At 52.7% G+C, this 24,369-nt stretch carries 25 protein-coding genes; 10 read left to right on the top strand and 15 right to left on the bottom strand.

Annotated elements, in window-relative coordinates; translation table 11 throughout:
* Nucleotides 1-15: 15 nt before the first annotated feature.
* The 4 genes from pdhA to RJ38_RS12340 form a co-directional block, all read right to left on the bottom strand.
* Nucleotides 16-1,011, bottom strand: a complete 996-nt coding sequence (gene pdhA / locus RJ38_RS12355) for a pyruvate dehydrogenase (acetyl-transferring) E1 component subunit alpha (protein ID WP_039019179.1) — start codon at nucleotides 1,009-1,011, stop codon at nucleotides 16-18.
* Nucleotides 1,012-1,149: 138 nt separating this feature from the next.
* On the bottom strand, nucleotides 1,150-1,443 hold the full coding sequence (locus RJ38_RS12350) for an FtsB family cell division protein (RefSeq protein WP_039019178.1): 294 nt from the start codon (nucleotides 1,441-1,443) through the stop codon (nucleotides 1,150-1,152).
* 196 nt (nucleotides 1,444-1,639) lie between these two features.
* The gene (locus RJ38_RS12345) at nucleotides 1,640-2,533 is read right to left on the bottom strand and encodes a fructose bisphosphate aldolase (RefSeq protein ID WP_039019177.1); all 894 of its coding nucleotides are present in this window, start codon (nucleotides 2,531-2,533) and stop codon (nucleotides 1,640-1,642) included.
* Nucleotides 2,534-2,652: 119 nt separating this feature from the next.
* Complete coding sequence (locus RJ38_RS12340) at nucleotides 2,653-3,852, bottom strand: phosphoglycerate kinase (RefSeq protein WP_039019176.1); 1,200 nt, start codon at nucleotides 3,850-3,852, stop codon at nucleotides 2,653-2,655.
* Between the two features lie 129 nt (nucleotides 3,853-3,981).
* Between RJ38_RS12340 and RJ38_RS12335 the strand changes: the two genes are divergently transcribed.
* Both RJ38_RS12335 and RJ38_RS12330 read left to right on the top strand, forming a co-directional pair.
* Entirely contained in the window at nucleotides 3,982-4,488 is a 507-nt protein-coding gene (locus RJ38_RS12335) for a peptidylprolyl isomerase (RefSeq protein ID WP_039019175.1), read from the top strand.
* On the top strand, nucleotides 4,481-5,083 hold the full coding sequence (locus RJ38_RS12330; RefSeq protein ID WP_039019174.1) for a peptidylprolyl isomerase: 603 nt from the start codon (nucleotides 4,481-4,483) through the stop codon (nucleotides 5,081-5,083). The genes RJ38_RS12335 and RJ38_RS12330 overlap by 8 nt, the downstream gene beginning before the upstream one ends.
* Here RJ38_RS12330 and RJ38_RS12325 read toward each other — a convergent pair.
* Together RJ38_RS12325 and tyrS are read right to left on the bottom strand one after the other, a co-directional pair.
* Nucleotides 5,080-6,117 (bottom strand): GNAT family N-acetyltransferase, encoded by a 1,038-nt coding sequence (locus tag RJ38_RS12325; protein ID WP_082005729.1) that lies wholly within the window; start codon nucleotides 6,115-6,117, stop codon nucleotides 5,080-5,082. The two genes, RJ38_RS12330 and RJ38_RS12325, sit on opposite strands and share 4 nt — an antisense overlap.
* A gap of 271 nt (nucleotides 6,118-6,388) precedes the next feature.
* Nucleotides 6,389-7,642 carry a tyrosine--tRNA ligase gene (gene tyrS, locus RJ38_RS12320; RefSeq protein ID WP_039019220.1) on the bottom strand — a complete coding sequence of 418 codons (1,254 nt, stop codon included), beginning with the start codon at nucleotides 7,640-7,642 and terminating at the stop codon, nucleotides 6,389-6,391.
* Nucleotides 7,643-7,710: 68 nt separating this feature from the next.
* Between tyrS and RJ38_RS12315 the strand changes: the two genes are divergently transcribed.
* Together RJ38_RS12315 and RJ38_RS18190 are read left to right on the top strand one after the other, a co-directional pair.
* Nucleotides 7,711-8,820, top strand: coding sequence for an anhydro-N-acetylmuramic acid kinase (locus tag RJ38_RS12315; RefSeq protein ID WP_039019173.1), 1,110 nt, complete (start codon nucleotides 7,711-7,713; stop codon nucleotides 8,818-8,820).
* A 72-nt stretch (nucleotides 8,821-8,892) separates the two neighbouring features.
* Entirely contained in the window at nucleotides 8,893-9,465 is a 573-nt protein-coding gene (locus RJ38_RS18190) for a DUF4329 domain-containing protein (RefSeq protein WP_052245364.1), read from the top strand.
* Between the two features lie 153 nt (nucleotides 9,466-9,618).
* Here the strand turns inward: RJ38_RS18190 and eno are convergent, their stop codons facing one another.
* From eno to RJ38_RS12260, 9 genes are all read right to left on the bottom strand, one after another.
* Nucleotides 9,619-10,893: a phosphopyruvate hydratase gene (eno, locus tag RJ38_RS12305; protein ID WP_039019172.1), complete on the bottom strand. Its 1,275-nt coding sequence runs from the start codon at nucleotides 10,891-10,893 to the stop codon at nucleotides 9,619-9,621.
* Between the two features lie 129 nt (nucleotides 10,894-11,022).
* Nucleotides 11,023-11,907, bottom strand: a complete 885-nt coding sequence (locus RJ38_RS12300; RefSeq protein ID WP_039019171.1) for a DMT family transporter — start codon at nucleotides 11,905-11,907, stop codon at nucleotides 11,023-11,025.
* A gap of 437 nt (nucleotides 11,908-12,344) precedes the next feature.
* Nucleotides 12,345-12,749: a Fur family transcriptional regulator gene (locus RJ38_RS12290; RefSeq protein ID WP_039019169.1), complete on the bottom strand. Its 405-nt coding sequence runs from the start codon at nucleotides 12,747-12,749 to the stop codon at nucleotides 12,345-12,347.
* Between the two features lie 9 nt (nucleotides 12,750-12,758).
* On the bottom strand, nucleotides 12,759-14,030 hold the full coding sequence (locus RJ38_RS12285; RefSeq protein ID WP_039019168.1) for a cation:proton antiporter: 1,272 nt from the start codon (nucleotides 14,028-14,030) through the stop codon (nucleotides 12,759-12,761).
* A 160-nt stretch (nucleotides 14,031-14,190) separates the two neighbouring features.
* A complete protein-coding gene (locus RJ38_RS12280; RefSeq protein ID WP_039019167.1) occupies nucleotides 14,191-14,631 on the bottom strand; it encodes a GNAT family N-acetyltransferase in 441 nt (146 codons plus the stop codon).
* 2 nt (nucleotides 14,632-14,633) lie between these two features.
* Complete coding sequence (locus RJ38_RS12275) at nucleotides 14,634-15,575, bottom strand: nucleoside hydrolase (RefSeq protein WP_039019166.1); 942 nt, start codon at nucleotides 15,573-15,575, stop codon at nucleotides 14,634-14,636.
* A 329-nt stretch (nucleotides 15,576-15,904) separates the two neighbouring features.
* Nucleotides 15,905-16,921: a Fe(3+) ABC transporter substrate-binding protein gene (locus RJ38_RS12270; RefSeq protein WP_039019165.1), complete on the bottom strand. Its 1,017-nt coding sequence runs from the start codon at nucleotides 16,919-16,921 to the stop codon at nucleotides 15,905-15,907.
* A 74-nt stretch (nucleotides 16,922-16,995) separates the two neighbouring features.
* Complete coding sequence (mazG, locus tag RJ38_RS12265) at nucleotides 16,996-17,835, bottom strand: nucleoside triphosphate pyrophosphohydrolase (RefSeq protein ID WP_039019164.1); 840 nt, start codon at nucleotides 17,833-17,835, stop codon at nucleotides 16,996-16,998.
* Nucleotides 17,836-17,941: 106 nt separating this feature from the next.
* Nucleotides 17,942-18,496 (bottom strand): outer membrane protein, encoded by a 555-nt coding sequence (locus RJ38_RS12260; RefSeq protein WP_039019163.1) that lies wholly within the window; start codon nucleotides 18,494-18,496, stop codon nucleotides 17,942-17,944.
* A gap of 271 nt (nucleotides 18,497-18,767) precedes the next feature.
* On the opposite strand from RJ38_RS12260, the gene RJ38_RS12255 reads away from it, so the two are divergent.
* The 6 genes from RJ38_RS12255 to prmC all read left to right on the top strand — a co-directional run bounded on the left by RJ38_RS12255 (nucleotide 18,768) and on the right by prmC (nucleotide 24,319).
* On the top strand, nucleotides 18,768-19,928 hold the full coding sequence (locus RJ38_RS12255) for a M20 aminoacylase family protein (RefSeq protein WP_039019162.1): 1,161 nt from the start codon (nucleotides 18,768-18,770) through the stop codon (nucleotides 19,926-19,928).
* A 72-nt stretch (nucleotides 19,929-20,000) separates the two neighbouring features.
* A complete protein-coding gene (locus RJ38_RS12250; RefSeq protein WP_039019161.1) occupies nucleotides 20,001-20,549 on the top strand; it encodes an rRNA large subunit pseudouridine synthase E in 549 nt (182 codons plus the stop codon).
* A gap of 41 nt (nucleotides 20,550-20,590) precedes the next feature.
* Nucleotides 20,591-21,568, top strand: coding sequence for an agmatinase (gene speB, locus RJ38_RS12245; protein WP_039019160.1), 978 nt, complete (start codon nucleotides 20,591-20,593; stop codon nucleotides 21,566-21,568).
* A gap of 108 nt (nucleotides 21,569-21,676) precedes the next feature.
* On the top strand, nucleotides 21,677-22,102 hold the full coding sequence (locus RJ38_RS12240; RefSeq protein WP_052245363.1) for a DUF1499 domain-containing protein: 426 nt from the start codon (nucleotides 21,677-21,679) through the stop codon (nucleotides 22,100-22,102).
* A gap of 295 nt (nucleotides 22,103-22,397) precedes the next feature.
* Nucleotides 22,398-23,456 (top strand): peptide chain release factor 1, encoded by a 1,059-nt coding sequence (prfA, locus tag RJ38_RS12235; protein ID WP_039019159.1) that lies wholly within the window; start codon nucleotides 22,398-22,400, stop codon nucleotides 23,454-23,456.
* A gap of 8 nt (nucleotides 23,457-23,464) precedes the next feature.
* Nucleotides 23,465-24,319 carry a peptide chain release factor N(5)-glutamine methyltransferase gene (prmC, locus tag RJ38_RS12230; protein WP_039019158.1) on the top strand — a complete coding sequence of 285 codons (855 nt, stop codon included), beginning with the start codon at nucleotides 23,465-23,467 and terminating at the stop codon, nucleotides 24,317-24,319.
* The last annotated feature ends 50 nt before the right edge of the window (nucleotides 24,320-24,369 follow it).

Here is a 24,369-nt window from a genome sequence, read left to right as displayed (position 1 = left end):
CGTCTTTTCCGCGCTTTATGCTTCAGCGTAAATGTCTGTCCACAGCTCTTCCAACGCGGGCTCGGGGCTTTCGCGGGAAAATTCGGCGGCTTCATTCACAGTGGCTTTGATTTCTTTGTCGATCGCTTTCAAGTCTTCTTCCGAAGCGTGATCACCCTGCAAAATCAAATCGCGAACGTGTTCAATTGCGTCACGTTCCTCGCGTACTTTCTGCACTTCGTCGCGGGTGCGATATTTCGCGGGGTCAGACATCGAATGTCCGCGATAGCGATAGGTTGTCATTTCCAGAATATAGGGACCTTCGCCGGAACGACAATGCGCGATGGCCTTCTCAGCGGCGGCCTTCACAGCCAGCACATCCATGCCGTCAACTTCTTCACCTGGGATGCCAAAGGCGGCGCCACGTGTGTAAAGATCTGGGGTGGATGAGGCGCGTTGTTGGCTTGTGCCCATGGCGTATTGATTGTTTTCAATGACGAAAATGACGGGAAGTTTCCAAAGCGACGCCATGTTGAATGTCTCGTAAACCTGCCCTTGATTGGCAGCGCCGTCGCCAAAGTAGGTGAAGCTCACACGGTCATTGCCAAGGTATTTGTCTGCGAATGCAAGGCCGGCACCAATTGGAACCTGTGCGCCAACAATCCCATGGCCACCGTAGAAATGTTTCTCTTTCGAGAACATATGCATCGAGCCGCCTTTGCCTTTAGAATATCCACCTTCACGGCCGGTCAATTCTGCCATCACGCCTTTTGGGTCCATGCCGCATGCCAACATGTGCCCGTGGTCGCGGTAAGAGGTGACGCGCTTGTCGCCTTCTTCCGTCGCGGCTTCGATGCCTACAATTACGGCTTCTTGCCCGATGTAGAGGTGACAAAACCCCCCAATCAGACCCATTCCGTAAAGTTGCCCTGCTTTTTCCTCGAATCGACGGATCAAAAGCATTTCACGGTAGTGACCTAACAACTCTTCCTTAGAAGTATTTGTTTTTTTTGTGGATTTTTTGGCAGCCATAGATGCGAACCCCCAGACAGTGGCGATAGAATATAGATAGTTTAGCGTTAAACTATGCATATCTGAAATTGCATCGTATTGCGAGTAAAAAACAAAAACGCGGGTATTGCGAAAGAAATACTTAGGTTCTAGCTGGTGCTATGGGATGATGACTTCATCCGCGCGGACCATACCAAGGCGGGCGCGTGCTTGCTGATCTAGAAGATCTAGGTCGAGATATTCATCTGAAAGTCTGTGGGTTTTATTTTCCAGCTCGGAGACTTGTGCGCGAAACGCTGATAGATCCGAACGCAGATTGTCGGCTTCCGCTTCTGCCCGGATGCGTTGGAATAGCCCGCCATCACCTTGAACGGCCGTAAAGCTGAAATACATGCCTAAAAATAGACATGTTCCAAAATACAGGAATGATCCGATGGCGGGTCTGCTCTTCATGGTCTGCCTCAAAATCCACCTCTAACGGGTGGTAGGCCCACAATGTCACAGGCGATTCGATTTGTGAATCCCCTGATTCGATTTTTGAGAAGTTTTTTTAGGCTGTAATTAAAGTGAGTCAAATTTGCCGCATAGGGCAGGGAAACATGACAGAAAAGACTGCAGGGGATACGAAAACCCCCTGCAGTTCTGGATGTTAACCAGCAACGGATGCCGCATGGATTGACCCAACGGATGCATCAAGTGTCGCATCAAATTCTGCAGGTGTTTGCTGTGCCGAAAGCCCTTCGGTCAATGCGCGAGAGAAGCTTGCGATCATGCCTGTGTTTTCGGACAAACGACGGTTTGCTTCGTCCCGTGGATAGCCGCCAGACAGGGCCACAACACGCATGACTTTCGGGTGATCAACCAGCGCTTTGTATTGGTTGGCCGTCTCTGGGAGGGTTAGCTTCAGCATAACTTGTTGACCTTCAGGAACCATATCCAGCGCGCCTAAAAGTGCATCACGCAAAATGTTCTCGGCACCCGCTTTATCATCCATTGAAATCGTAATTTCCGGTTCAACGATTGGCATCAAACCGTGGGCAATAATGTCTCCGGCCAGTTCAAATTGTTGCGCAACGTTGGCTTTGATGCCTTTAGATGATGCAACGTTGATAACAGACCGCATTTTGGTGCCAAAGATGCCCTTGGCGACAGCTTTTTCCAGCAGGGCATCTAGGCCTTCAATTGGTTTCATCAGCTGCACGCCATTGCTTTCGTCAGCCAAGCCTTTGTCGATCTTCAGAAAGGGTACGACACCACATTTTTCCCAAAGATATTGTGCAGTTGGCATGCCTTCAATGTCGCGATCCATTGTCATTTCAAACAAAATTGCGCCCACAACGCGTTCGCCTGTGAAGGCAGGGGATTGCACGATCCGGCTGCGCATGGCGTGGATCTGGTCAAACATTTCAGCGTCATTGCTATAGGCAGAACCATCAACGCCATAAAGCGCGAGCGCTTTTGGGGTGGATCCACCGCTTTGGTCCAATGCAGCAACAAAGCCCGCACCATTTTGCATTTGTTCAGTTTGCTTTTGGTTCGCCATCTGGTCTGCTCCGCTTTGCAGTTACTATGTAAATTTGCCCTGCTTTTATGCGAGCAGGGCAAGACTGGCAATTGTGATAGCGCCAACATCACTATTAGCGCACACAATTGAATGAAAGGTTAACTTAATGCGGCGACGCCGGGCAGTGTTTTGCCTTCCATCCATTCAAGGAATGCGCCACCAGCTGTTGATATATAGCTGAAATTACTTGATTTTCCGGCAGAGTTGATTGCCGCAACCGTATCGCCGCCACCGGCCACGGAAACCAATGCATTTGCGTCGGTTTGTGTTGCGATGACATCAAGCATGGCAAAAGTGCCAGTTTGAAACGGTTCCATCTCAAATACACCCAGAGGGCCGTTCATGATTAGGGTCTTCGCTGAGGTGATCACATCGGAAATATAGACGTTGGTCTTTGGTCCGACATCAAGAATCATGGCGTCTTCTGGGCAGGCATCTGCATCCAGAACCTGGTGGTCCGCATGGGCCTTGAATTCACGTGCAACCGTAATGTCGCGTGGCAGAATGATCTCGCAGCCCGCGGCTTCCGCCTTCGCAATAATTTCGCGTGCTGTTTCGGCAAGGTCATGTTCACACAGGGATTTTCCCACAGGTACGCCTTGGGCGGCCAAGAAGGTATTTGCCATACCGCCGCCAATGATCAGGTGATCGGCTTTTCCCACAAGATTGCCCAACAGTTCAAGTTTGGTTGAAACTTTCGCGCCGCCAACGACTGCCACAACAGGGCGTTCTGGGGCGCCCAAAGCGGCTTCAAGCGCGGTCAATTCTGCCTGCATCAAGCGGCCAGCACATGCAGGCAACAGGCGTGCGATGGCCTCGGTGGATGCATGCGCGCGGTGGGCGGCAGAAAAGGCATCATTGCAATAGACATCGCCTAAAGCCGCCAAAGACGCTGCAAACATTGCATCATTCTTGGTTTCTTCAGCGTGAAAACGTGTGTTTTCTAGAAGCAACACCTCACCGCTGGCCAAGTCAGAAACACCATGTTTCGCATCAGCCCCGATGCAATTTGCTGCAAATTTCACCGGGCTGCCCAATGCGGTTTCGAAGGCTTCGCGGATAAGTCCCAGTGACATATCGGCCCGCACTTCACCCTTTGGGCGACCAAAATGGGCCAGCAGAACAGGTTTCCCACCCGCGGCTAAAATATCGCGCACAGTTGGCAAAATGCGTTCAATCCGCGTCATATCTGTCACGCGCCCCTCGGCCATTGGCACGTTGATATCCACGCGTGTCAGCACCACCTTGCCGGCAAGTTCCATGTCATCCAGTGTTTTCCAAGGTTTCGCGGCGGTCATGATGCACTCCATATCACATAAATTTCGCCGCCTTTAACACATGATCTGGCCCATCACGTCAATTCTACTTTTCCCCAGCCTCTGCATTGGATAAGCTGCGCGGCAAATATCATACAAAGGATGCCCCAAATGGCTGAAATCAAAGATCCCGAAAACACAATCATCATGGAAACCACAAAAGGCACCGTGAAAATCGCGCTTTTGCCTGATGTTGCACCAAAGCACACCGATCGTATGAAAGAACTGGCCCGTGCTGGTTCTTATGACGGCGTTGTTTTCCACCGCGTGATTGATGGTTTCATGGCGCAAACCGGTGACGTTGAAAACGGCAACTGGGACAAGGATTTCAACATTGGCCGTGCCGGTACAGGCGGATCCGAGCATCCTGATCTGCCAGCAGAATTCTCCAAAATTCCACATGCACGTGGCTCTATCGGGGCAGCACGTTCTTCTAACCCGAACTCTGCAAACAGCCAGTTCTTCATCAACTTCAAAGACAATGACTTCCTGAACGGTCAATACACTGTTTACGGTCAAGTCATTGAAGGCATGGACATTGTTGATGAATTGACACGTGGTGAGCCGCCAAAAACACCTGATCGCATGACCTCTGTGAAAGTTGCTGCGGATGTCTAAGTTTGACATGATTCCCATGTCGTTGGGCATCATGGGCGCTGCGGTGTTGGGGGCATATTACATGTTCACAACGCCTGCGCAGGCCCAAGATAACCCGGACACGCCGAATCTCGTGATTGAAGTCGCGGGCAGCACTGAGGGCCAGATCGTTATCGATTTGATGCCTGATGTTGCTCCAAATCACGTGGCTCAGGTCACCACACTTGCGCGTGAAGGCAAATATGACGGGGTGGTGTTCCATCGCGTGATTGAAAGCTTCATGGCGCAAACCGGTGATGTCGAGTTCGGTCGTATTGGCGAAAACGCCGGCCGTGCAGGCACCGGTGGGTCTGAATTGCCTGATATCGCAGCGGAATTTGGTCAAACACCGTTCAACCGTGGAACTGTGGGCATGGCGCGTTCTGCCAGCCCGAACTCGGCCAACAGCCAGTTCTTTATCATGTTTGAACCGGCACCACATCTGAACGGGCAATATACTGTCTTTGGTCAGGTGGTTGAGGGACAAGAGATCGTCGATGCCATCAAACGTGGTGTTGGTGGCGGCGGTGTGGTCACGGATCCGGACTATATGAAATCCGTTACCGTGGTTGACTAACCTCTGGAAAAACCAATGCTATCAGCCCTCGCTTGTATTGGCGGGGGCTTTTTTGTGCCCGTTCCGGGGTGGTTTTGGCCGGGTTCCTGAGGATCATCATTTGTGTCGCCTTGAACACCACACTGAACACCACCTTCAACACCGGCCATCCACAGAGGCAGGCGGCGCGCGATCGGGGCAAGGGATCGACAATGTAACCATGTGCCAGATTGACGTTCCCGACATGCACCAGTTCCCAGTTTGAAACGCGCAAGGCCGGGCGTGTCTTCTTCATTGATGATGCCCAAGTCCAGATGAGTGTGCCCCCGGGATTGAAGCCATTCCATCGCGCGCCACAAAAGCAAATTCATCGCGTTAACCTGTCGGCCCCGTTTTGTGCTATGCCCGATTTGCCAGGTGGCCATTTTTCCGTGACGCAACACAATGATTGCGGCCACAATTTCCCCCTTACATTTCGCCTCAAACACTTGCGCCAAATCTGGATTCAACTCGGAAAATGCCACCGAAAATTGCGGGGAAATGCCACGATATTTCCGGGCCTTCATTTGCGCCTTCTCGGCACTTAACAACCAGTGTTTCTCCTTTAATGGATAGCGGGTTACCTTGATATCTTCCCCTTCAGCACGACGAAGACGATTGCGCCATTTTGGATGCATTTCGCTGCGCATGATCTGGGTGGGATGCAGGGGCAAAATGGCTAAAGATGCAGGCGTCATGAGGGGCCAGAACCCGGCCCCGCGCAAGGCCCGCGCACAGGTGTCGACCGGATTAAATACAAGTGGCCGTCCCCCGTGCCAATCCCGCCAATTTTGCAGCCAGTCCAACCGAAGCTGGGGCTTACGCACCACAGGACCACGGGACACCAAATCAACCCAACCAAATGGCCCAAACCTGCGCGATTGCACTTGCCAAACCGCATGGGTGTCCATGCTTGATGTCCAACGATGGGTCCGCACATGGGTGCCCAAAGCTTGACTGGTGCGCGCGAACTCGGGCGATTGAAACAGAGGGATCGGGGCGTCTGAGATATTCATCCCGTCATTAACCAATACTAAAGTTTATAGGGGGTTAATGGGGGAATGAAATCAACACGTCCACAGTTCACACCCGCAGCTGCAGTCTTATTGGCGACAGTCCTATCGCTTCCGTTTCTGGCTTTAACCTTATACGAGGCGATTTCATGGGGGTTGATGGGGCGTTGAATTGGGCAATATAAAGCCCGGCACGCGAAGCGTGCCGGGCTCAACGCCTGATAAGGGGCTTTGCCCCGCCGATCAGGGGGCGGGAGAGTTCCCCTGCGTTTTGTTAACCTTCAAGAACCACCAAAGCGTGGCGCTTCTTGCCTGCAGAAAGTTTGACAGGTTCAGCCAAGTCAGTCACCTGCAACACAATCCCTCTGTCTTCAATTGGTTGATCGTTCATCTTAGCACCATTTTCATCAATCAAGCGCTTTGCATCCTTGCCCGATTTCGCAAGGCCAGATTTCACGATCAACTGCACAATCGAAATACCATCACCAATGTCATCCGCAGACAGTTTCAACGTGGGCAAATCGTCCCCCATGCCACCTTTTTCAAACACTTCACGTGCGGTTGCTTCGGCTGCGGCAGCGGCTTGGGCACCATGGGCTAGGGTGGTCACTTCATTCGCCAGACGGATCTTGGCATCATTAATGTCAGACCCTTCAAGCGCGCCAAGGCGATCACATTCTTCAATCGGCAGTTCGGTGTAAAGTTTCAAGAACTTACCCACATCCGCATCGGTCGTGTTGCGCCAGAATTGCCAGAATTCATAAGGGCTGCGCATGTCCGCATTCAACCAAACCGCACCATCAAGGCTTTTGCCCATTTTCTTGCCGTCAGAGGTCGTCAGCAAAGGTGACGTCAGACCAAAGATCTGATTGTTCAGAACGCGACGGGTCAGATCAATACCGTTAACGATATTGCCCCATTGGTCTGATCCACCCATCTGCAATAAACAGCCGTAACGACGGTTAAGCTCAAGAAAATCATAGGCTTGCAGGATCATATAGTTGAACTCAAGAAAGCTCAGGCTTTGCTCACGATCCAGACGTGATTTAACACTTTCAAAGGCCAGCATGCGGTTGACCGAGAAATGCTTGCCAATGTCACGCAGGAATTCAAGGTAGTTCAACCCATCCAACCATTCCGCATTGTTCACCATAACCGCGTCTTTTTCGCCGTCGCCGAATTCAACATAGGACGTAAACACCTGCTTGATACCAGCGATGTTATCGTCAATCTGATCCGGCGTCAGCAGAGGGCGTTCATCGGCACGAAAGCTGGGATCGCCCACTTTTGTCGTGCCGCCACCCATCAAAACAATCGGTTTATGGCCGGTTTTTTGCAACCAACGCAGCATCATAATCTGGATCAATGACCCAACGTGCAAAGATTTTGCCGTCGCGTCAAAGCCGATATAAGCGGGCACAACCCCTGCAATCAACGCATCATCCAGGGCCTGATAATCGGTACAATCAGCCAAAAAGCCTCGTTCCATCATCACGCGGATAAATTCAGATTTGGGGTGCCATGTCATCGGTTTTTCATCCATAGAATTCAATATGTCCTTGGGATATACCGGGGTGTGGTCAAAAGGGAAAGCCTATGTTGAAGCAAGACGCAATCTGGTCGCTGGGTGCGATGACGGGAACCTCACTTGATGGGATTGATGCGGCGCTGATACAGACCGATGGGCATGAAATTCTTGAGTTCGGCAAAACCGCCTATCGCCCGTGGTCGGATGAAGAACGCGCAACGATTGCTTCGGGTTTTGGCCACTGGCACGATGATCCGGGCATGGAAGACCTGTCCGAGATGATCGAAACGGCGCATGCGGAAGTTTTGTCGCAATTTGGCGATGCGGAACTGATCGGATTTCACGGTCAAACCCTGGCCCATGACCCTGACAACGGGCGCACACATCAATGTGGCAACGGGCAAGTCTTGGCAGAAGTTCTGAAAACCCCCGTGATCTGGGATTTCCGCACGGCCGACATGGAAATGGGCGGGCAGGGCGCGCCTTTGGCGCCATTCTTCCATTTTGCCTGTGCAAAATTGATCGAAGCGGAAAAGCCCCTGGCCTTTTTGAATCTTGGTGGTGTGGGCAATCTGACCTGGGTTGACCCGTCAAAAGATCGCCCAGAAGAAGACGGCGCTTTGCTGGCGTTTGACACGGGGCCTGCGAACGCGCCGATCAATGATCTGATGTATTCACGTCGTGGTCTTGCATTTGATGAGGACGGCGCGCTGGCCTCTGAGGGTGAAGTTGACGAAGGCCTGGTCGAGGATTTTCTGCAATATGATTATTTCTTCCGCGAACCCCCTAAGTCTCTGGATCGCAATGATTTTCCAAACCTGTTAGAGATGGTTGAAACCTTAGAAGATGCCGATGCCTGCGCGACATTAACTGCAATCGCGGCGGCATCTGCGGCCCGTGGATTGCGTCATTGCCCTGTCATGCCCGAGGGCGTTTACGTCACCGGTGGCGGGCGCAAAAACCCGATGTTGATGTCCCTCTTGGCGATCTTGATGGACTGCCCCGTCGCCCCAATCGAAGACGCGGGCCTTGATGGTGACATGCTGGAAGCCCAAGCTTTTGCCTATTTGGCGGTGCGTGTGCGCAAGGGCCTGCCGACATCTGCTGCGGGCACCACGGGTACTCATACACCGGTCGTCGGGGGGCGTTTGGCAAAACCGAGTGAAAACCGTGATTGATACTGTGTGATTTCCTTTGAATTCATTCGGACTTCGGGGCAATGTCTGGATATTGATTTACCCGGAGTCCATATGTTTCACGCCCTATCCCGTTTTACGTTAAGTTGTAGCGCAGTTTTGCTTTCTGCTTTTGCGACGCATGCTGGGAATTGGCCATTTGAGCGGGGGTATGAAACCTACGCCGAAGAACACGCGTTCGCGGCTGGCGTTTTGACGGACCTCAACCGACATTCGATTTTCGTTGATCTTGAGTTTTGCGGCTTTATCTATCGCGAAGATGGGGTGTTGCATGCGACGCGTTCGGCAAAAGGGGATGCGGCCAGTTGCCGCCCAATCGCCCCTGACGGCGATGCCGAGATTTTTGCAAGTTATCACACACATGCAGCGTTCGACCCGGCAAGCTTCAATGAATACCCTTCTATTCAGGACATGGAAGGTGATTTTGGGCGCTTTGAAAATGGCTATATTTCAACACCAGGTGGGCGGTTATGGTTTGTGAACAATCAAAAACGGCGCGCGCGTCAATTGTGTGGATATCGCTGTCTGCCTTTTGATCCTCATTACAGTGAAGCCTCAAAAGACGCCGCGCCGTATCTGGTGACAATTGAAGACCTGACCGGCATTTTTGCACGCGGGACCGAATAGGCGCGCTGCGTTTTTGCTATATAATTTCGGTGGCGATGATCGCGTTTTTCACGATGTCTCCGGTTCTCGCGGCCGGATTTGGTAAGCTCTGCCAATCAAAAAGGCCCCCGATGTGATGATGCATCGGGGGCCTTTCATGTGTGATAGGGGGGCTTAGCGCAGGATGGATTTCCCCGCGTAAGTCGCTGTATCCCCAAGCATTTCTTCAATGCGGATCAGCTGGTTGTATTTCGCCAACCGGTCAGACCGCGCAAGTGATCCGGTTTTGATTTGGCCACAGTTTGTCGCCACGGCGAGATCCGCAATTGTCGCGTCTTCGGTCTCGCCTGAACGGTGGCTCATGACACAGGTCATACGGTTGCGATGCGCCATGTCCACAGCCGTAAGGCTTTCTGTCAATGTGCCGATCTGGTTCACTTTCACCAGCAGTGAGTTGCCACAGCCTTTTTCAATGCCCTGGGCCAAACGGGTGGGGTTGGTCACAAACAGGTCATCGCCAACCAGTTGCACTTTATCACCAATTTCGTCGGTCAGCATTTTCCAGCCGTCCCAATCGTCTTCATCCATACCGTCTTCAATGGACAGGATTGGATAGTCTTTGACGAGGGCGGAAAGATAGGCAACGTTTTCTTCTGAACTCAGGCTTTTGCCTTCGCCAGAGATCACATATTTGCCGTTTTTGTAATATTCCGTCGCCGCACAATCAAGCGCCAGTTGAATGTCGTCACCGGGTGTATACCCGGCTTTTTCAATGGAACGCAGAACAAAATCAAGGGCTTCGCGGGTGGATGCGATGTTTGGCGCAAAACCACCTTCATCGCCAATACCTGTGGATAGGCCAGCGGCAGAAAGTTCACCTTTCAGCGTGTGGAAAATCTCAGACCCCATGCGCACGGCATCACGAATATTGGTCGCAGACACGGGCATAATCATGAATTCTTGGATATCGATTGGATTGTCAGCATGTTCTCCACCATTGATGATATTCATCATGGGAACCGGCAAAACGCGGGCCTGTGTGCCGCCAACATAGCGATACAAAGGCTGCATTGAAAAAACAGCCGCGGCTTTTGCAGCCGCCAAGGACGCGCCCAAAATCGCGTTTGCACCAAGGCGTGATTTGTTCTCTGTGCCGTCAAGTTCGATCAATGCCGCGTCAATCGCTGTCTGATCGGTCACGTCAAAACCAACCAACATGTCAGCGATTTCGCCGTTCACGGATTCAACCGCGCCCAAAACGCCTTTGCCCATGTAACGTGCTTTGTCACCATCGCGCATTTCACTGGCTTCCCAAGCGCCTGTGGATGCACCAGATGGCACAGCCGCGCGGCCCATGATGCCGTCTTCCAGGATCACATCGACTTCAACGGTGGGGTTGCCCCGGCTGTCAAGAATTTCGCGGGCGTGGATATCGTAAATCGTGCTCATCATGGGCTCCGTCAGCGGCAAATAAAGTTAGCGCCTGTTTAGGGGAGCGCCGGGGCGATTTCCAGCGCTTTCCCGGCGTTTGCCCAGTGTTTGCGCTAAAGCAACGCTTTGCCGACAGGATAATCAGGCTCAGGCATCTTCTGGTGGCACGCGGCTTTCAAGCACGCGGCGTTCGCGCAGGATGACATAGATGCCGGATGATAGGATGATCGCGGCGCCAATCATGGTCCAAAAATCTGGGATCTCATTAAAGAAGAAATAGCCAAGGATGATCGAAAACACGAGACGTGTATACCGGAAGGGTGCAAGGACAGATGCTTCCCCCATGCGCATTGCGGTGACGATTAGATAATAGCCGACGGTGCCAAACACCACGCAGGCAACGAAAAGGCCCGTTTGTGGAAGGGTTGGCATGATCGGGGATCCTAGGAAAACCGACAAGATGATCCCTGCTGGAATGACCGCGAAGAAACCCCAGAATGACACGGCCACCGAAGGCGTGCCTGTAGGCAAGCGACGTGTCGCGAGGTCACGTCCGGCCAAAAGCACCGCAGCGGCTACGGCCAGTAAAGCTGCGGGTTCAAAGCCTTCAAACCCTGGGCGAATGATCACCAATACGCCGATAAGGCCAATGAAAATCGCGCTCCAGCGCCGCCAGCCGACGGTTTCCCCCAATAGGAATGCCGCGCCGATTGTCACAATAAGAGAGGTGGTCTGCAACAGCGCCGCCGCCACGGACAAGGGCACCAGCCACAAGGCCGTGACAAAGAAAAACGCGGATCCTGTCTCGCCAAGAGACCGCCAGAACAGCATTTTGCTGAACACTTGTGGGCCGACCAAGGGCTGACGTTTGATGTAAGCAATCACCGCAAAGACGCTCGCACCACCAAGGCCCAAAACGATCAAGATTTGACCGACGGGAAAGACGGTAGACAAACCTTTGATAAAGCTGTCTTCGATCGTGAACATAACCATGGCCGCAATGACCAGAAGAATACCGCGCAGATTGTCCATCAGGGGCCTCGTCTTAAACTGTGTGAAAGCATGCAGCGGATCGCCCTTATTTGGGCTTACCCTGCGATTTTCTCAGTGGTGACAGGATGCCGCTGGAGGGGCAAGTTCAAAATGTTCATAATCTTCTATACCGCGCCATAAAATTACGTTGCGCGCATCAATTTGTTATTCGGTTCAGATTTTAGAAAATGCAAAAAGGATATTGAAATGGCAATCGTGCGATGCAAAGACCACCCACCCAAAGGCCGTACGCGAAGTTATGAAAGATGTGTTGAACCTGTCGGATATCCCGAAACCGCCATGGTATGTGGCTGCACGCATTGTGAAAATCCAGACCTCATCTGGTTAGAAACTTCTGAGGTCGAGGCGTTCTCCAGAGGCGAAAAGATTTTTAAATCATTTACGGCAACGATGAAAATGAAAGCAAAATAAACCGTTCACTTTTTGATTTTCTCGCCGAACAGCTCCATCCGGTGCCCCTTTAGGCGATAGCCAAGGCGCTGTGCGATTTTCTCTTGCAGGGCTTCGATCTCTGGGTCAACGAACTCAATCACGTCACCTGTGTCGAGATCGATCAGATGGTCGTGGTGTTCACGATCCGCCGCCTCGTAACGCGCGCGCCCATCGCCAAATTCGACCTTTTCCAAGATGCCATGTTCTTCAAATAGCTTAACTGTGCGGTAAACCGTCGCCAGTGAAATGCCCGCATCGCGTTGCGCGGCACGGTTGAACAATTCATCAACGTCGGGATGATCATGGGCGGCATCCAAAACCTGCGCAATGGTCCGGCGTTGACCGGTTTTGCGCAGGTTTGATGCTTCAAGTCGTTTCGTGATGCTCATGTGATTGCCTTACATCAGGTCCGGTTCGCGACCGAAACGATTGGCTACCCGTGTGACGGTCAGGCCCTGAATAATGATTGAGAACAATACGATCACATAAGTCGCCGTTAGGATCAGGCCTTTCCATTCATTGTCGGGCAAGGAAAGGGCCAGCGCCACGGAAATCCCGCCTTTCAAGCCGCCCCATGTCATGATCGGTACGACACCAGGGCTGAATGTACGGAAAGGGCGCAGCAGGGTGACAGGCACATAGACCGCAGCAAACCGGGCAAAGAGGGCAAGACCAAGCGCGAATGTGCTGGCCATCAAGGCATCAAACGAGAAGGCAACGGCGAAGACTTCAAAGCCGATCATCAGGAACAAAACGGCGTTTAAAATCTCATCGATCAGTTTCCAAAATGCGTCAACATACTTGCGCGTCTCGGCGGACATGCCGTGTTTGGTGCCGATGTCGCCGATCAAAAGTCCCGCGCAAACCGCCATAATCGGGGCTGAGACATGTAGGTAAACGGCCAATTCATAGCCCCCAAAGGCCAGGCCCAATGTGATCAGAACTTCTAAGGAATAATCATTAATCTGGCGCATCACACGGAAGGTGAGCCAACCCAAGACGATGCCCAACAATGCACCACCAATGGCTTCTTGCACGAACAATTGTGCGGCTGCAGCCAGTTGCGAGGGTTCTTCGCCGTGTCCGCTGCTGCCGTGCCCGCCCGCATCCGGGAACGCCAAACCGATCAGAACCAAGAACACCACATAGCCAACGCCATCATTGAACAGGCTTTCGCCTGCGATCTTGGTTTCCAGTGTTTTGCGAAGATTTGCTTCGCGCAAAACGCCCAGAACGGCAACTGGATCCGTCGGTGAGATCAAAGCGCCAAAGACCAAAGCGACCAAAAGCGGCATGCCGGTGATCCAGCTAAAGCCAAATCCCACGATCATGGTTGAAAGCGCGACGCCCAAAGTTGCCATCAGAAAAACAACGGGCCATTCGCCCCGTAGATCCGCTAGCTTCACGTGCAAGGCGCCCGCAAACAGAAGTAAACCCAACATGCCTTCCAGTAATGCGTCCGAGAAATCAATGCCTTCCACGGTATACGTGACCTGGGAGGCGATCCCGAGATGCGGGGCGAAGAAATCAACGATCAGGATCGCAATAGAGGCCAGCAGGGCCACAACAAGAATGCCTATGGCAGACGGCAATTTTAAGAATAGGTAATTGATTGCACCAAATGCGCCTGCCATGACGATAAGCAATGAACTGATTTGTAAAAGGGTCATAAATGCCTCGGATCCGCGTGTTTTGTCGGGTGTAACACGGCATTCTGGATAGGGCCACAGTTCTGGTAGGCTGATATGGGGGTAAATATGCAGCGCTCACGTCTGCAACGTTTTCTTTATTAAGAAAACGGAACGGAAACTTTCAAAGTTTCCGCGCCTGTCAGTTCCGAAGACTCATGCGTTGATATCGTTCATGGGGTGCGAAGCCCATCTTTTCATACAGGGCTTTTGCTTTTGGGTTATCGACGGAAACGTCCAGGTTGATGCGTCGAACACCCATTGCTGTAAGTTCCTTTGCCACAGCCGCCAAACACTGGCTTCCCATGCCGCGCCCTCGGACCGACGGGCGGATCCAAACCTCGTCAATCAGGGCTTCGCGTCCACCAATGGCCATGCAAAACCCAAATGAAACAATGATATAGCCCACGGGTGACGATTTGGGCCCAATCAACCAAGCCGCAGCCTGCACCTCGCCCGAAAACAAGGCATCAATACCAGCCGCGCGCTCGGCGTCGGTGGTGGTTAATTTCTCCTCGGCATGAAACTGTGTGACCATCCGTAACATGCGGTCGCGGTCATCAGGCCTGCAAAGGGTCAGCATGTTCACAGCCGAGCCAGCCTTTCCGTGAGCAGCGAAAAGAACCCATCTGCGTCCAAGTCACCAATGAACAATGCGTTGGGCGCACGGTCGCTGACGCGCCACCAATCGGCCACGGTCGCCCCCATGGTCAATTCTGACTGGGTTTCGATTTCAACATTGATATGGCGGCCCTTGAACAAATTCGGGCGGATCAAATAGGCGGTGACACAAGGATCATGCAAGGGCGCGCCTTCGGATCCGTATTTCTCTTTGTCGAAACGTTCAAAGAAATCGGTCATCTCGGCGACCGCATGCCCAACAGGTGTCCCAATGGTACGAAACGCGTCATTGCGGGATTTGGTGACCAAGGCTTTATGTGTCACGTCTAGCGGCATAACAACAATTGGAATTTCGGATTTGAACACAATATCAGCGGCTTGTGGATCAACGTAAATGTTGAATTCGGCGGACGGGGTGATGTTTCCACCTTCAAAATATCCACCGCCCATAAGGATGATTTCTTGTACGCGTTCTTTGATGTCGGGGGCTTTTTCAAAGGCCATCGCGATGTTGGTCAGCGGGCCAAGTGGGCATAAGGTGACGGTGCCGCTTTCATAGGCGCGCAGCGTGTCGATAATGTAGTCAACAGCATGTCCATCCTGCAAGAGCATTGCAGGGTCGGGCAATGTTGGGCCGTCAAGCCCGGTTTTCCCGTGCACGTGCTCGGCGGTCACTAAGGTTCGGTTCATGGGCCTGTCTGCGCCGGAAAACACTTTCACATCCGGTTTGCCTGCCAATTCACAGACGATACGGGCGTTTTTCTGGGTCAGGGCCAAGGGAACATTTCCGGCCACACATGTGATGCCAAGAACCTCGATCTCGTCGGGGCTGGCCAGCGCGAGCAAAATTGCGACCGCGTCGTCTTGGCCTGGATCTGTGTCGATGATGATTTTGCGTGCAGTCATTGCGCCCTCCGGTAGAATGGGACAGTGGCTTTCCTGCATGTGAATGTCCAGCCAAGAAGTGGTGGCGCGTTTATTTCGGCGGAGAATATCATGTGTCTCTGGCGGGCTAATGTGAAGCGCTACATGTTGCGTTCTTGTTCTCTGGCGATAAAGTTTTCTAGTTTTCTAGTTTTCTAGTTTTCTAGTTTTCTAGTTTTCTAGTTTTCTAGTTTTCTAGTTTTCTAGTTTTCTAGTTTTTGAGCACTTCCCCCCAAGTTCAAGATCACACAAAAAGACCCGCCGAAACAATCGGCGGGCCACCTTCGGGAAAAGGGTTTGAATTTGAAGGCTTAGTTGCCCGCGTCGAAATCAACTTCTTCGGTCAAGCGCAACGCATCACCGCGCAATTTCGCGATTTCCATCAGGTTCACGTCATCGGCTGTGAATTCCCCCCAGCCTGCGACCAGTTCTGCGGCTTCTGTGCCCGCCGCGATCGGATATTCGTAGTTGGCTTCGGCATAGATTTCTTGTGCCGCAGGTGACGTCAGGAATTCCATCATTTTCAATGCGTTATCGTGGTTTGGTGCAGATTTCGTCATCGCAACACCAGACACGTTCACGTGGGTTCCACCGTTTTCAAAGGTTGGGAAAATGATACGCACTGAGTCAGCCCATTCGCGCTGCTCTTCGTTGCTCAGCATTTTGCCCATATAATAGGTGTTGCCCAATGAAATGTCGCATTCACCAGCCCAGATTGCTTTGACTTGTGCGCGGTCATTGCCTTCGGGTGCACGTGCAAGGTTGCCCTTGACGCCTTCCAGCCAAGCGCGCGTTTCTTCTTCACCGTGATGTGCCAGAACCGCAGAGGTCAGCGCAACGTTATAGGCGTTTGTGCCGGAACGGGTGCAGATACGACCAGCCCATTTGGGGTCGGTCAGGTCTTCATAGGTTGTGACTTCGCCGTCGGCTACACGGTCACGGGATGCGTATACAATGCGTGCGCGGGTGGTCAGACCAAACCAATGACCGGCTGGGTCACGGTAAATTTCGGGCACATTGGCGTTCATCGCTTCGCTTTCGACAGCCTGTGTGAGGCCAGCGTCAACAACAGCGTTCAAACGAGAGATATCAACAGTGAACACGAGATCAGCAGGGGAGCGATCGCCCTCTGCTTCCAAACGCTCAACCATGCCTTTGGACAGGTGCACAACGTTGACGTCAATGCCTGTTTCCGCGGTGAACGCGTCGGTCAAAGGTGCGATCAACTCTGGCTGGCGGTAGGAGTAAATATTCACTTCTTCCGCGATTGCAGGGGCTGCGATTGCCAGAAGGGTCGTCGCGAAAAGGGAAGTTTTAAGTGCGGACATGGGGCGCGCTCCGTTGGTGTTTTTGTTGCGCCCTTTTAATCTGACTGTTTTAGTCAGGTCAATACCTGAATGATTTAGTCGGATTTTTTTCGCTGCTCAATTTTGACTTGATCCCAAAGCGCATCCATTTCTTCCAATGTACTGTCTTCTGGGCGTTTCTCCATGGCGGCGAGATGCGTTTCAACACCTTCAAATCGTTTGATGAATTTGTTGTTGGCAGCACGCAAAGCTGCCTCGGGTTCGACGCCCAAATGCCGCGCCAGATTGGCCATCACGAACAATAGATCCCCGATTTCTTCCTCGACTTCCACCTGGGTCAGGGTGTCGCGGGCTTCCACAACCTCGGCGCATTCCTCTTGGATTTTATCCAGAACCTGGGCTGTTTCAGGCCAGTCGAATCCCACACGCGCCGCCCGTTTCTGTAATTTCTGTGCTCGCAACAAGGCTGGAAGCCCAACTGCCACGCCATCCAAAGCGCCTTTTTCCGCGCGCTCTGCACGTTCCGCAGCTTTGATCTTTTCCCAATCCGCTGTCTGTTGTTCCGCAGATTTATCCCGATCTTCGTCGCCAAAAACATGAGGGTGACGGGCGACCATTTTCTCTGACATGGTTTCGGCCACATCGTCAAAGTTAAACAAGCCCGCATCTTCGGCCATTTGCGCATGAAACAGGGATTGAAACAGCAAATCCCCCAGCTCACCCTTCAATTCACCCCATTCTTCGCGCTCAATCGCATCAGCCACTTCATAAGCTTCCTCAATCGTATATGGGGCGATGGTCGCAAAATTCTGTTCAATATCCCAAGGGCAGCCATTTTCAGGGTCACGCAAACGCCGCATGATTTCGCGCAGACGCGCAACGCCGCCACTTTTCGTATGAACAATTGCATCAGAGGCAGAATAATCGCGGGTCATTGGGGGCTCCGTTAAGTTGCGCTTTACCGCTATCAGAGCAGCCCGGTTCTGCCAAGAAAAAGCCCGACTTTGCGGGGCCGGGTGTTCGTTTCACATCCGAGGGCAATCAGAATTGATAGGCTGCGCGCAGCTCAATTGATGTGCGCTCAACATCAAATGAAGTTTCATAGCTTGGTGCCGCACGTGTCAGGGCTGCCCCAAGAATAAAATGATCAGACACCGCATAATCCGCCCCAACGCCGTAAACGGTGCCTTTCATACTGTATGAACCAACGCCAGGGCCGGTTAAGTCAGTGCGGGTTGCCCCGACAAGCCCGTAAAACAACCAGTCGTCCGTCGCATAACCGACGCGCGCTTTGAGCATCGTGCTTTCACCGATGCTGACGGCGGGCGCAGTGGTGAATGGGTTGCTGCCAAAACGATGGGAAATCTCGCCGCCAAGAACAATATTATTGTTCAAATGTACGTTATACCCGGCGAAAAGCCCAAGGTCGGTGCTGTTTTCCAAGCTGTGACGCGGTGAGCCGAGATCAAGGTGGTCAATAAGATTGCCCGAGGTCACATTGATGCTAAGGCCGCCATAGGCACCTTGCCAATTATGTGGTGCATCCTGTGCAAAAGCGGGCAAAGCGGCACATGTGAGGGCACCTACGATGGTCAATTTTTTATGGTTTCAGTGAAGGAACGTGCTGTGGAATGGGACATATCTTTCAATAGATGTTTCAATGTGTCTTGCAATCAATATTACCAGATATCCGATTGTTATTCCACAATTATTCCGGATTTTGTCAGTGTTGTCGGATGACACTAAGCTTGCTGCACCGTGAAATTACGGTAGTGGTGCAATCTCACTTGCGTCCCCGCGCATTTCCCGGTTCAGTCGGCACAACTCAAATATCAGGCCAAATATAGGCAAAACTTCAGGAGCCCCCATGCCCGTCATCAACCGAATTTCCGCCTATGCGGAAGATATGAAAATCTGGCGCCGTCACTTGCATATGAACCCAGAATTGCAGTTTGACTGCCATGAAACAGCGGCGTTTGTGGTCGAACGTTTGAAAGAATTCGGCATCACCGAAATTCACACAGGCATCGCGCAATCTGGTCTTGTGGCAATCATTGAGGGTAAATCTGACGGCCCAACCATTGGTCTGCGTGCTGATATGGATGCACTGCCAATGCAGGAAACCACGGGGCTTGAGCATGCCTCAACCGTTGAAGGCAAGATGCATGCTTGTGGTCATGATGGGCATACGACGATGTTGCTCGGCGCCGCGCGTTATCTGGCGGAAACCCGCAATTTCTCAGGCCGTGTTGCGCTGATCTTTCAACCCGCTGAAGAAGGTGGCGGCGGTGCAGGTGTCATGGTGGAAGAAGGGATCATGGATCGTTTTGACATCAGCCAGGTTTATGGCATCCACAATATTCCTGGTCTTGAGGAAGGGCATTTCACCGCAACACCTGGCCCCGTGATGGCGGCGGTTGATACCTTCGAGATCAACATTAAAGGGCAGGGCGGTCATGCGGCCTATCCACAGGAAACCAAAGACCCGTTGGTCGCCGCTGTTGCGATGGTGGATGCGATTCAAACCATCGTGAGCCGCAATCACTATACGATGCAGGAAGTGGTTGTTTCTGTGACACAGATCCATGTGGGGTCTGCGGATAATGTGATTGCGGATGATGGTTTTGTCGGTGGCACGGTGCGCACCTTTGAACCTGAGGTACAGGATATGGTCGAAAAACGCTTGGGTGAGATCGTTGCAGGCACAGCTGCGGCCTACGGTGTTGAGGCCACGTTGAACTATGAACGCGGCTATCCAGCGACTGTGAACAACCCTGACAACACTGCTTTTGCGACAGAAGTTGCGAAAGATCTGGTGGGGGCGGATAAGGTTGATCCCAACGCAATTGGCGGCATGGGAGCGGAAGATTTCTCTTACATGCTGAACGCACGTCCTGGCGCCTATCTGTTCCTTGGCGCGGGCGAGGGCGCGGGGCTGCATAATCCGAACTATGACTTCAATGATGATGTCGCACCGATTGGGGCCAGTTTCTTTGCAAAGCTTGTAGAAACGGCGCAACCTGCGTAAACGGAATTTTACGAAAATTCCGGGCCGGAGTTTTTCAAAAACTCCGGTCTGCACCGATCCGGAGAGCCTGCCATGTCACGCGTTATTTTGCTGAATAAACCATTCGGCGTCCTTAGTCAGTTTACCGACAAAGGAATGCAAGGCTCTGCGCGGGAAACGCTTTCAAACTATGTCGATGTGCCAAAGGTTTACGCGGCTGGCCGTCTTGATCGTGACAGTGAGGGTTTGCTTTTGTTGACCGATGACGGCCAATTGCAAAATCGGATTGCCAGCCCCAAATTTAAACAACCCAAAACCTATTGGGTGCAGGTGGAAGGCACGCCGGAGGCGGCTGCGATCAGCACGTTGCGCAAAGGCGTGACGTTGAAAGATGGTGTAACCCGCCCCGCACAGGCGGATGTGATGGGCGAGCCAGACGGGCTCTGGCCGCGCAATCCGCCCATTCGTGTGCGAAAATCGGTGCCTGACAGTTGGCTGCAGCTGACCATCACAGAAGGGCGCAATCGTCAGGTGCGTCGCATGTGCGCCGCCGTGGGGCATCCGTGTTTACGACTTATTCGCTATTCAATTGGGGACTGGACGATTGAAGGGCTTGAAACGGGCACGTGGCGTGACGCATAAAGGGTGAGATAATTTGATCATATTATCCGGGAGGGGATGAAATGTCACTGGAAGACGCGAAGAACCACGAAGATATGGCTTTCACCCGCGACAGTCACCGCGGCCTGTCAAACGAGTTGACTTTTGCAGGCGCGCCAAGCTTTTTACGCCGCAAATACACCAAAGACTTGACCAATGTTGATGTGGCCGTGACCGGCGTGTGTTTTGACCAATCCGTCACCAACCGCCCCGGCACCCGTTTCGGCCCGCGCGCCATCCGCGAGGCGTCATCCCTTCAGGCACCAGACAAGCCCTATGGTTGGGATTTTGATCCGATGAATGACATGAATGTTGCCGACTATGGTGACATGGCGTTTGATTACGGCAAAATTTCAGATTTTCCGGCGACATTGCAGGCCCACACCAAGAAGATCTTGGACGCGGGGGCCGCGACCCTGACCTTGGGCGGTGATCACTATATCAGCTTTCCGATCCTAAAAGCCTATGCGGAAAAATTCGGCAAGCCCTTGGCATTGCTGCAGTTTGACGCCCATGGCGACACTTGGAAAGACGACGACATGGATCGGATTGACCATGGCACCATGTTCTACAAGGCGATTAAACTTGGCCTGATCGACCCGGAACGCTCGGTGCAAGTTGGCATTCGCACCGACAATCCAGATCCCATGGGCATGAACATCATTGATGCGCCCGAAGTCCATCGCATTGGGCCAGAGGCGACAGTTGCCAAGATCAAAGAGATCATGGGCGATCATCCGACCTATCTGACTTTTGATATCGACGCATTGGATCCGGCGTATGCCCCTGGTACAGGCACACCTGTTTGGGGCGGGCTGACCTCCGCACAGGCGGCGCAAATGTTGCGTGATCTGCGCGGGATCAATCTGTTGGGCATGGATGTGGTCGAGGTAAACCCGTCTTACGACACAACCGGCGCAACGGCCGTGGCAGGGGCACATGTGGCGACGGAACTGTTGTGCCTATATGGCTGGGGCAAACGTGCGCGAGGCGAGCTTTGAGTTGAGTATTTTATGCAAGATGAAGGGGTATTTGCGCTTTGTTGACCCGTTCGTCTTGCGACACATACCTCTGCCTGGGGCCTTATTGAAATGCAAAGGAATGCAAAAATGATGACATGGCTCTTGGCTGGAGTTCTAAGTGCGGTTTTGATCGTACGGTTTTACGTGCGCCACGCGCCGCATGAGGCCGGTGATTATCATTCCCGTGAAAGCGCCTATCATGAGGCCGGGAATTATAAGGAAGACGGCGGGTTCGAAGCTGTGCGCTTGTTGAGCGAGCCGGGGCGCGAAGCTTTGGATCGGATCATGCGCGTGATTGACGAGACCACGCGCACCCAGCTTTTGGATGGTGGCCTTGAGGAAGGCCACGTCAGCTATATCACCCGCAGCCCGTTTTGGGGCTTCCCCGATACGACAAACATTTGGATTGATGGCGATAGATTGCATATGCGCGGGCATTTGCGGTTTGGGCGTTCAGATCTTGGGGTCAATCAACGGCGTGTGTCCCATTGGTTGGCTTTGGCGGGGCTTTAAGTTCGATGTGACACAAGCGGCCCCGGTTTCACGCCACATGGGAACGTTCAGTGACATCTCACAGCGCGCCATAAAGGCTCGGCCATCGACAAACAGGCAGATTTCCTGGCCGAGTTCTTGACGACTGCCTGATTTATCTGTGCAAAAACAATCGATAACCCGCCCATTGGGGGCGGTGACATCGGCAAACCCGGCCGTGCTGATCAGAGTGAATATCATCGCAATCCGTTTCATAGATACAGCATATCACAGGGACCGCCCTTGACCAAACGCTGTGAATAGGGGAAGGGAAGACATGGTTCCTTTTGAAAAACTTTCCCGCATCACCGAGAGATTTGAATTTCTTGAAGCACAGATGAATGCTGGCGCTGAAGGCGCTGATATCGCGGCACTTGGGCGCGAGTATTCTGAGCTGCGTCCCGTGGTTGACCAGATCATCAGCTATAAGCAACTTCTCGCAGATATAGCTGAGTGCGAAGCCATGATGCAGGATCCGGAAATGAAGGAACTGGCGCAGGATGAATTGCCGCAGCTGCAAGCGCGCCTGCCTGTTGAAGAAGAGGAACTTCAGCTATCGTTACTGCCAAAAGATGCCGCTGATGCACGCCCGGCGATGATCGAAATCCGCCCTGGTACTGGCGGGGACGAGGCCGCTTTATTCGCGGGTGACTTGATGCGGATGTACCAACGTTATGCCGAAGGGCGCGGTTGGAAGTTCGACGTTCTGGAAGAAAGCGTCACGGAGCTTGGCGGCATCAAAGAAGCCGTCATTCATGTCAAAGGCGAGAATGTGTTCCAGCGTCTGAAATTTGAAAGCGGCGTGCACCGGGTGCAGCGCGTGCCAGAAACCGAAAGTGGCGGACGTATTCATACATCTGCGGCAACGGTTGCTGTGCTGCCCGAGGCCGAAGACGTTGATATCACAATCAATCCTGGTGATATCCGTATCGATACCATGCGCGCTTCTGGGTCGGGTGGGCAACACGTCAACACCACCGATTCTGCCGTGCGTATCACGCATATGCCCTCAGGGATTGTCGTGACAAGTTCTGAGAAATCACAACACCGCAACCGCGAAATTGCAATGCAGGTTCTGAAGACCCGTCTGTTTGATATGGAACGTCAGAATCTGCATGATGAACGTTCTGAGGCGCGCAAAGATCAGGTTGGATCAGGGGATAGATCGGAACGCATTCGCACCTATAATTTCCCCCAAGGGCGGGTCAGCGATCATCGCATCACCATGACTTTATATAAGTTGGATCAGGTGATTGCCGGGGACCTGGATGAATTTATCAACGCCCTTTTGGCAGATGATCAGGCGCGCCGCTTGGCCGCCGAAGAAAACCTGTAAGCGGCGCGATGACTGTGGAAACGGCTCAGATTGCTTTGTTTAAGGCCACGCAGACCCTCAAATCTGCGGATGTGCCGGATGCTGCGCGGGATGCGCGCCGATTGATGGCTTTTGCTTTGGATGTTGATCCGGGGCGATTGACACTTGTGTTGCAAGATCCAATTTCACCGCAACAAGCCGTTTGTTTCGAACAGGCAGTTGTCGCGCGGGCCTCGCGCCGTCCGGTGTCTCATATCATTGGCCGCCGCGCGTTTTATGGTCGGGATTTTCACGTCAGCGATGCGGTGCTTGATCCGCGCCCTGAAACGGAAATTCTGATTGAGGTGGCGATAGAAAAGGGCGGCACGCGCATCCTGGATCTTGGCACGGGATCTGGTGCGATTTTGCTAAGCTTACTGGCAGAATTGCCCGAAAGCCGCGGGCAGGGTGTTGATATTTCACCAAGCGCGCTTGAGATCGCGATGGGCAATGCGAAGCTTCACAAGCTTGAAACCCGCGCCGAGTTCACCCAATCAAATTGGCTTGGGGCGGCGCAGGGTGTTTACGATTTGATTGTATCAAATCCGCCTTATATTACCGGGGCTGAAATGCGTGATCTGTCGCCCGAGGTTCTGAACTTTGAGCCCCATATCGCATTGACGCCGGACATGACGCCGGACAATGATGGGTTGGACAGTTACAGAATTATCGCGCGCGATGCGCCGGGTTTCATGGCTGACGGGGCATGGTTGATTGTGGAAATCGGGCCGCTGCAAGCGCCAGACGTCTGCGGATTTTTCCGAGAGGCGGGGCTTGTCGATGTGTCGATCCGCCATGATTTGGATGGCCGGGATCGGGTGGTCGTGGGACGAAAACCCGCTTAGATCAGCTTCGACGTTACAGATCAGCTAATTTCGATGAAAATCTGGACTTT

Origin of the sequence: Halocynthiibacter namhaensis (assembly GCF_000812685.1) — a bacterium.
GTDB lineage: Bacteria > Pseudomonadota > Alphaproteobacteria > Rhodobacterales > Rhodobacteraceae > Halocynthiibacter > Halocynthiibacter namhaensis.
The sequence above is the reverse complement of the archived record's forward strand: the minus strand, read 5'-3'. Positions and strand labels throughout refer to the sequence as shown.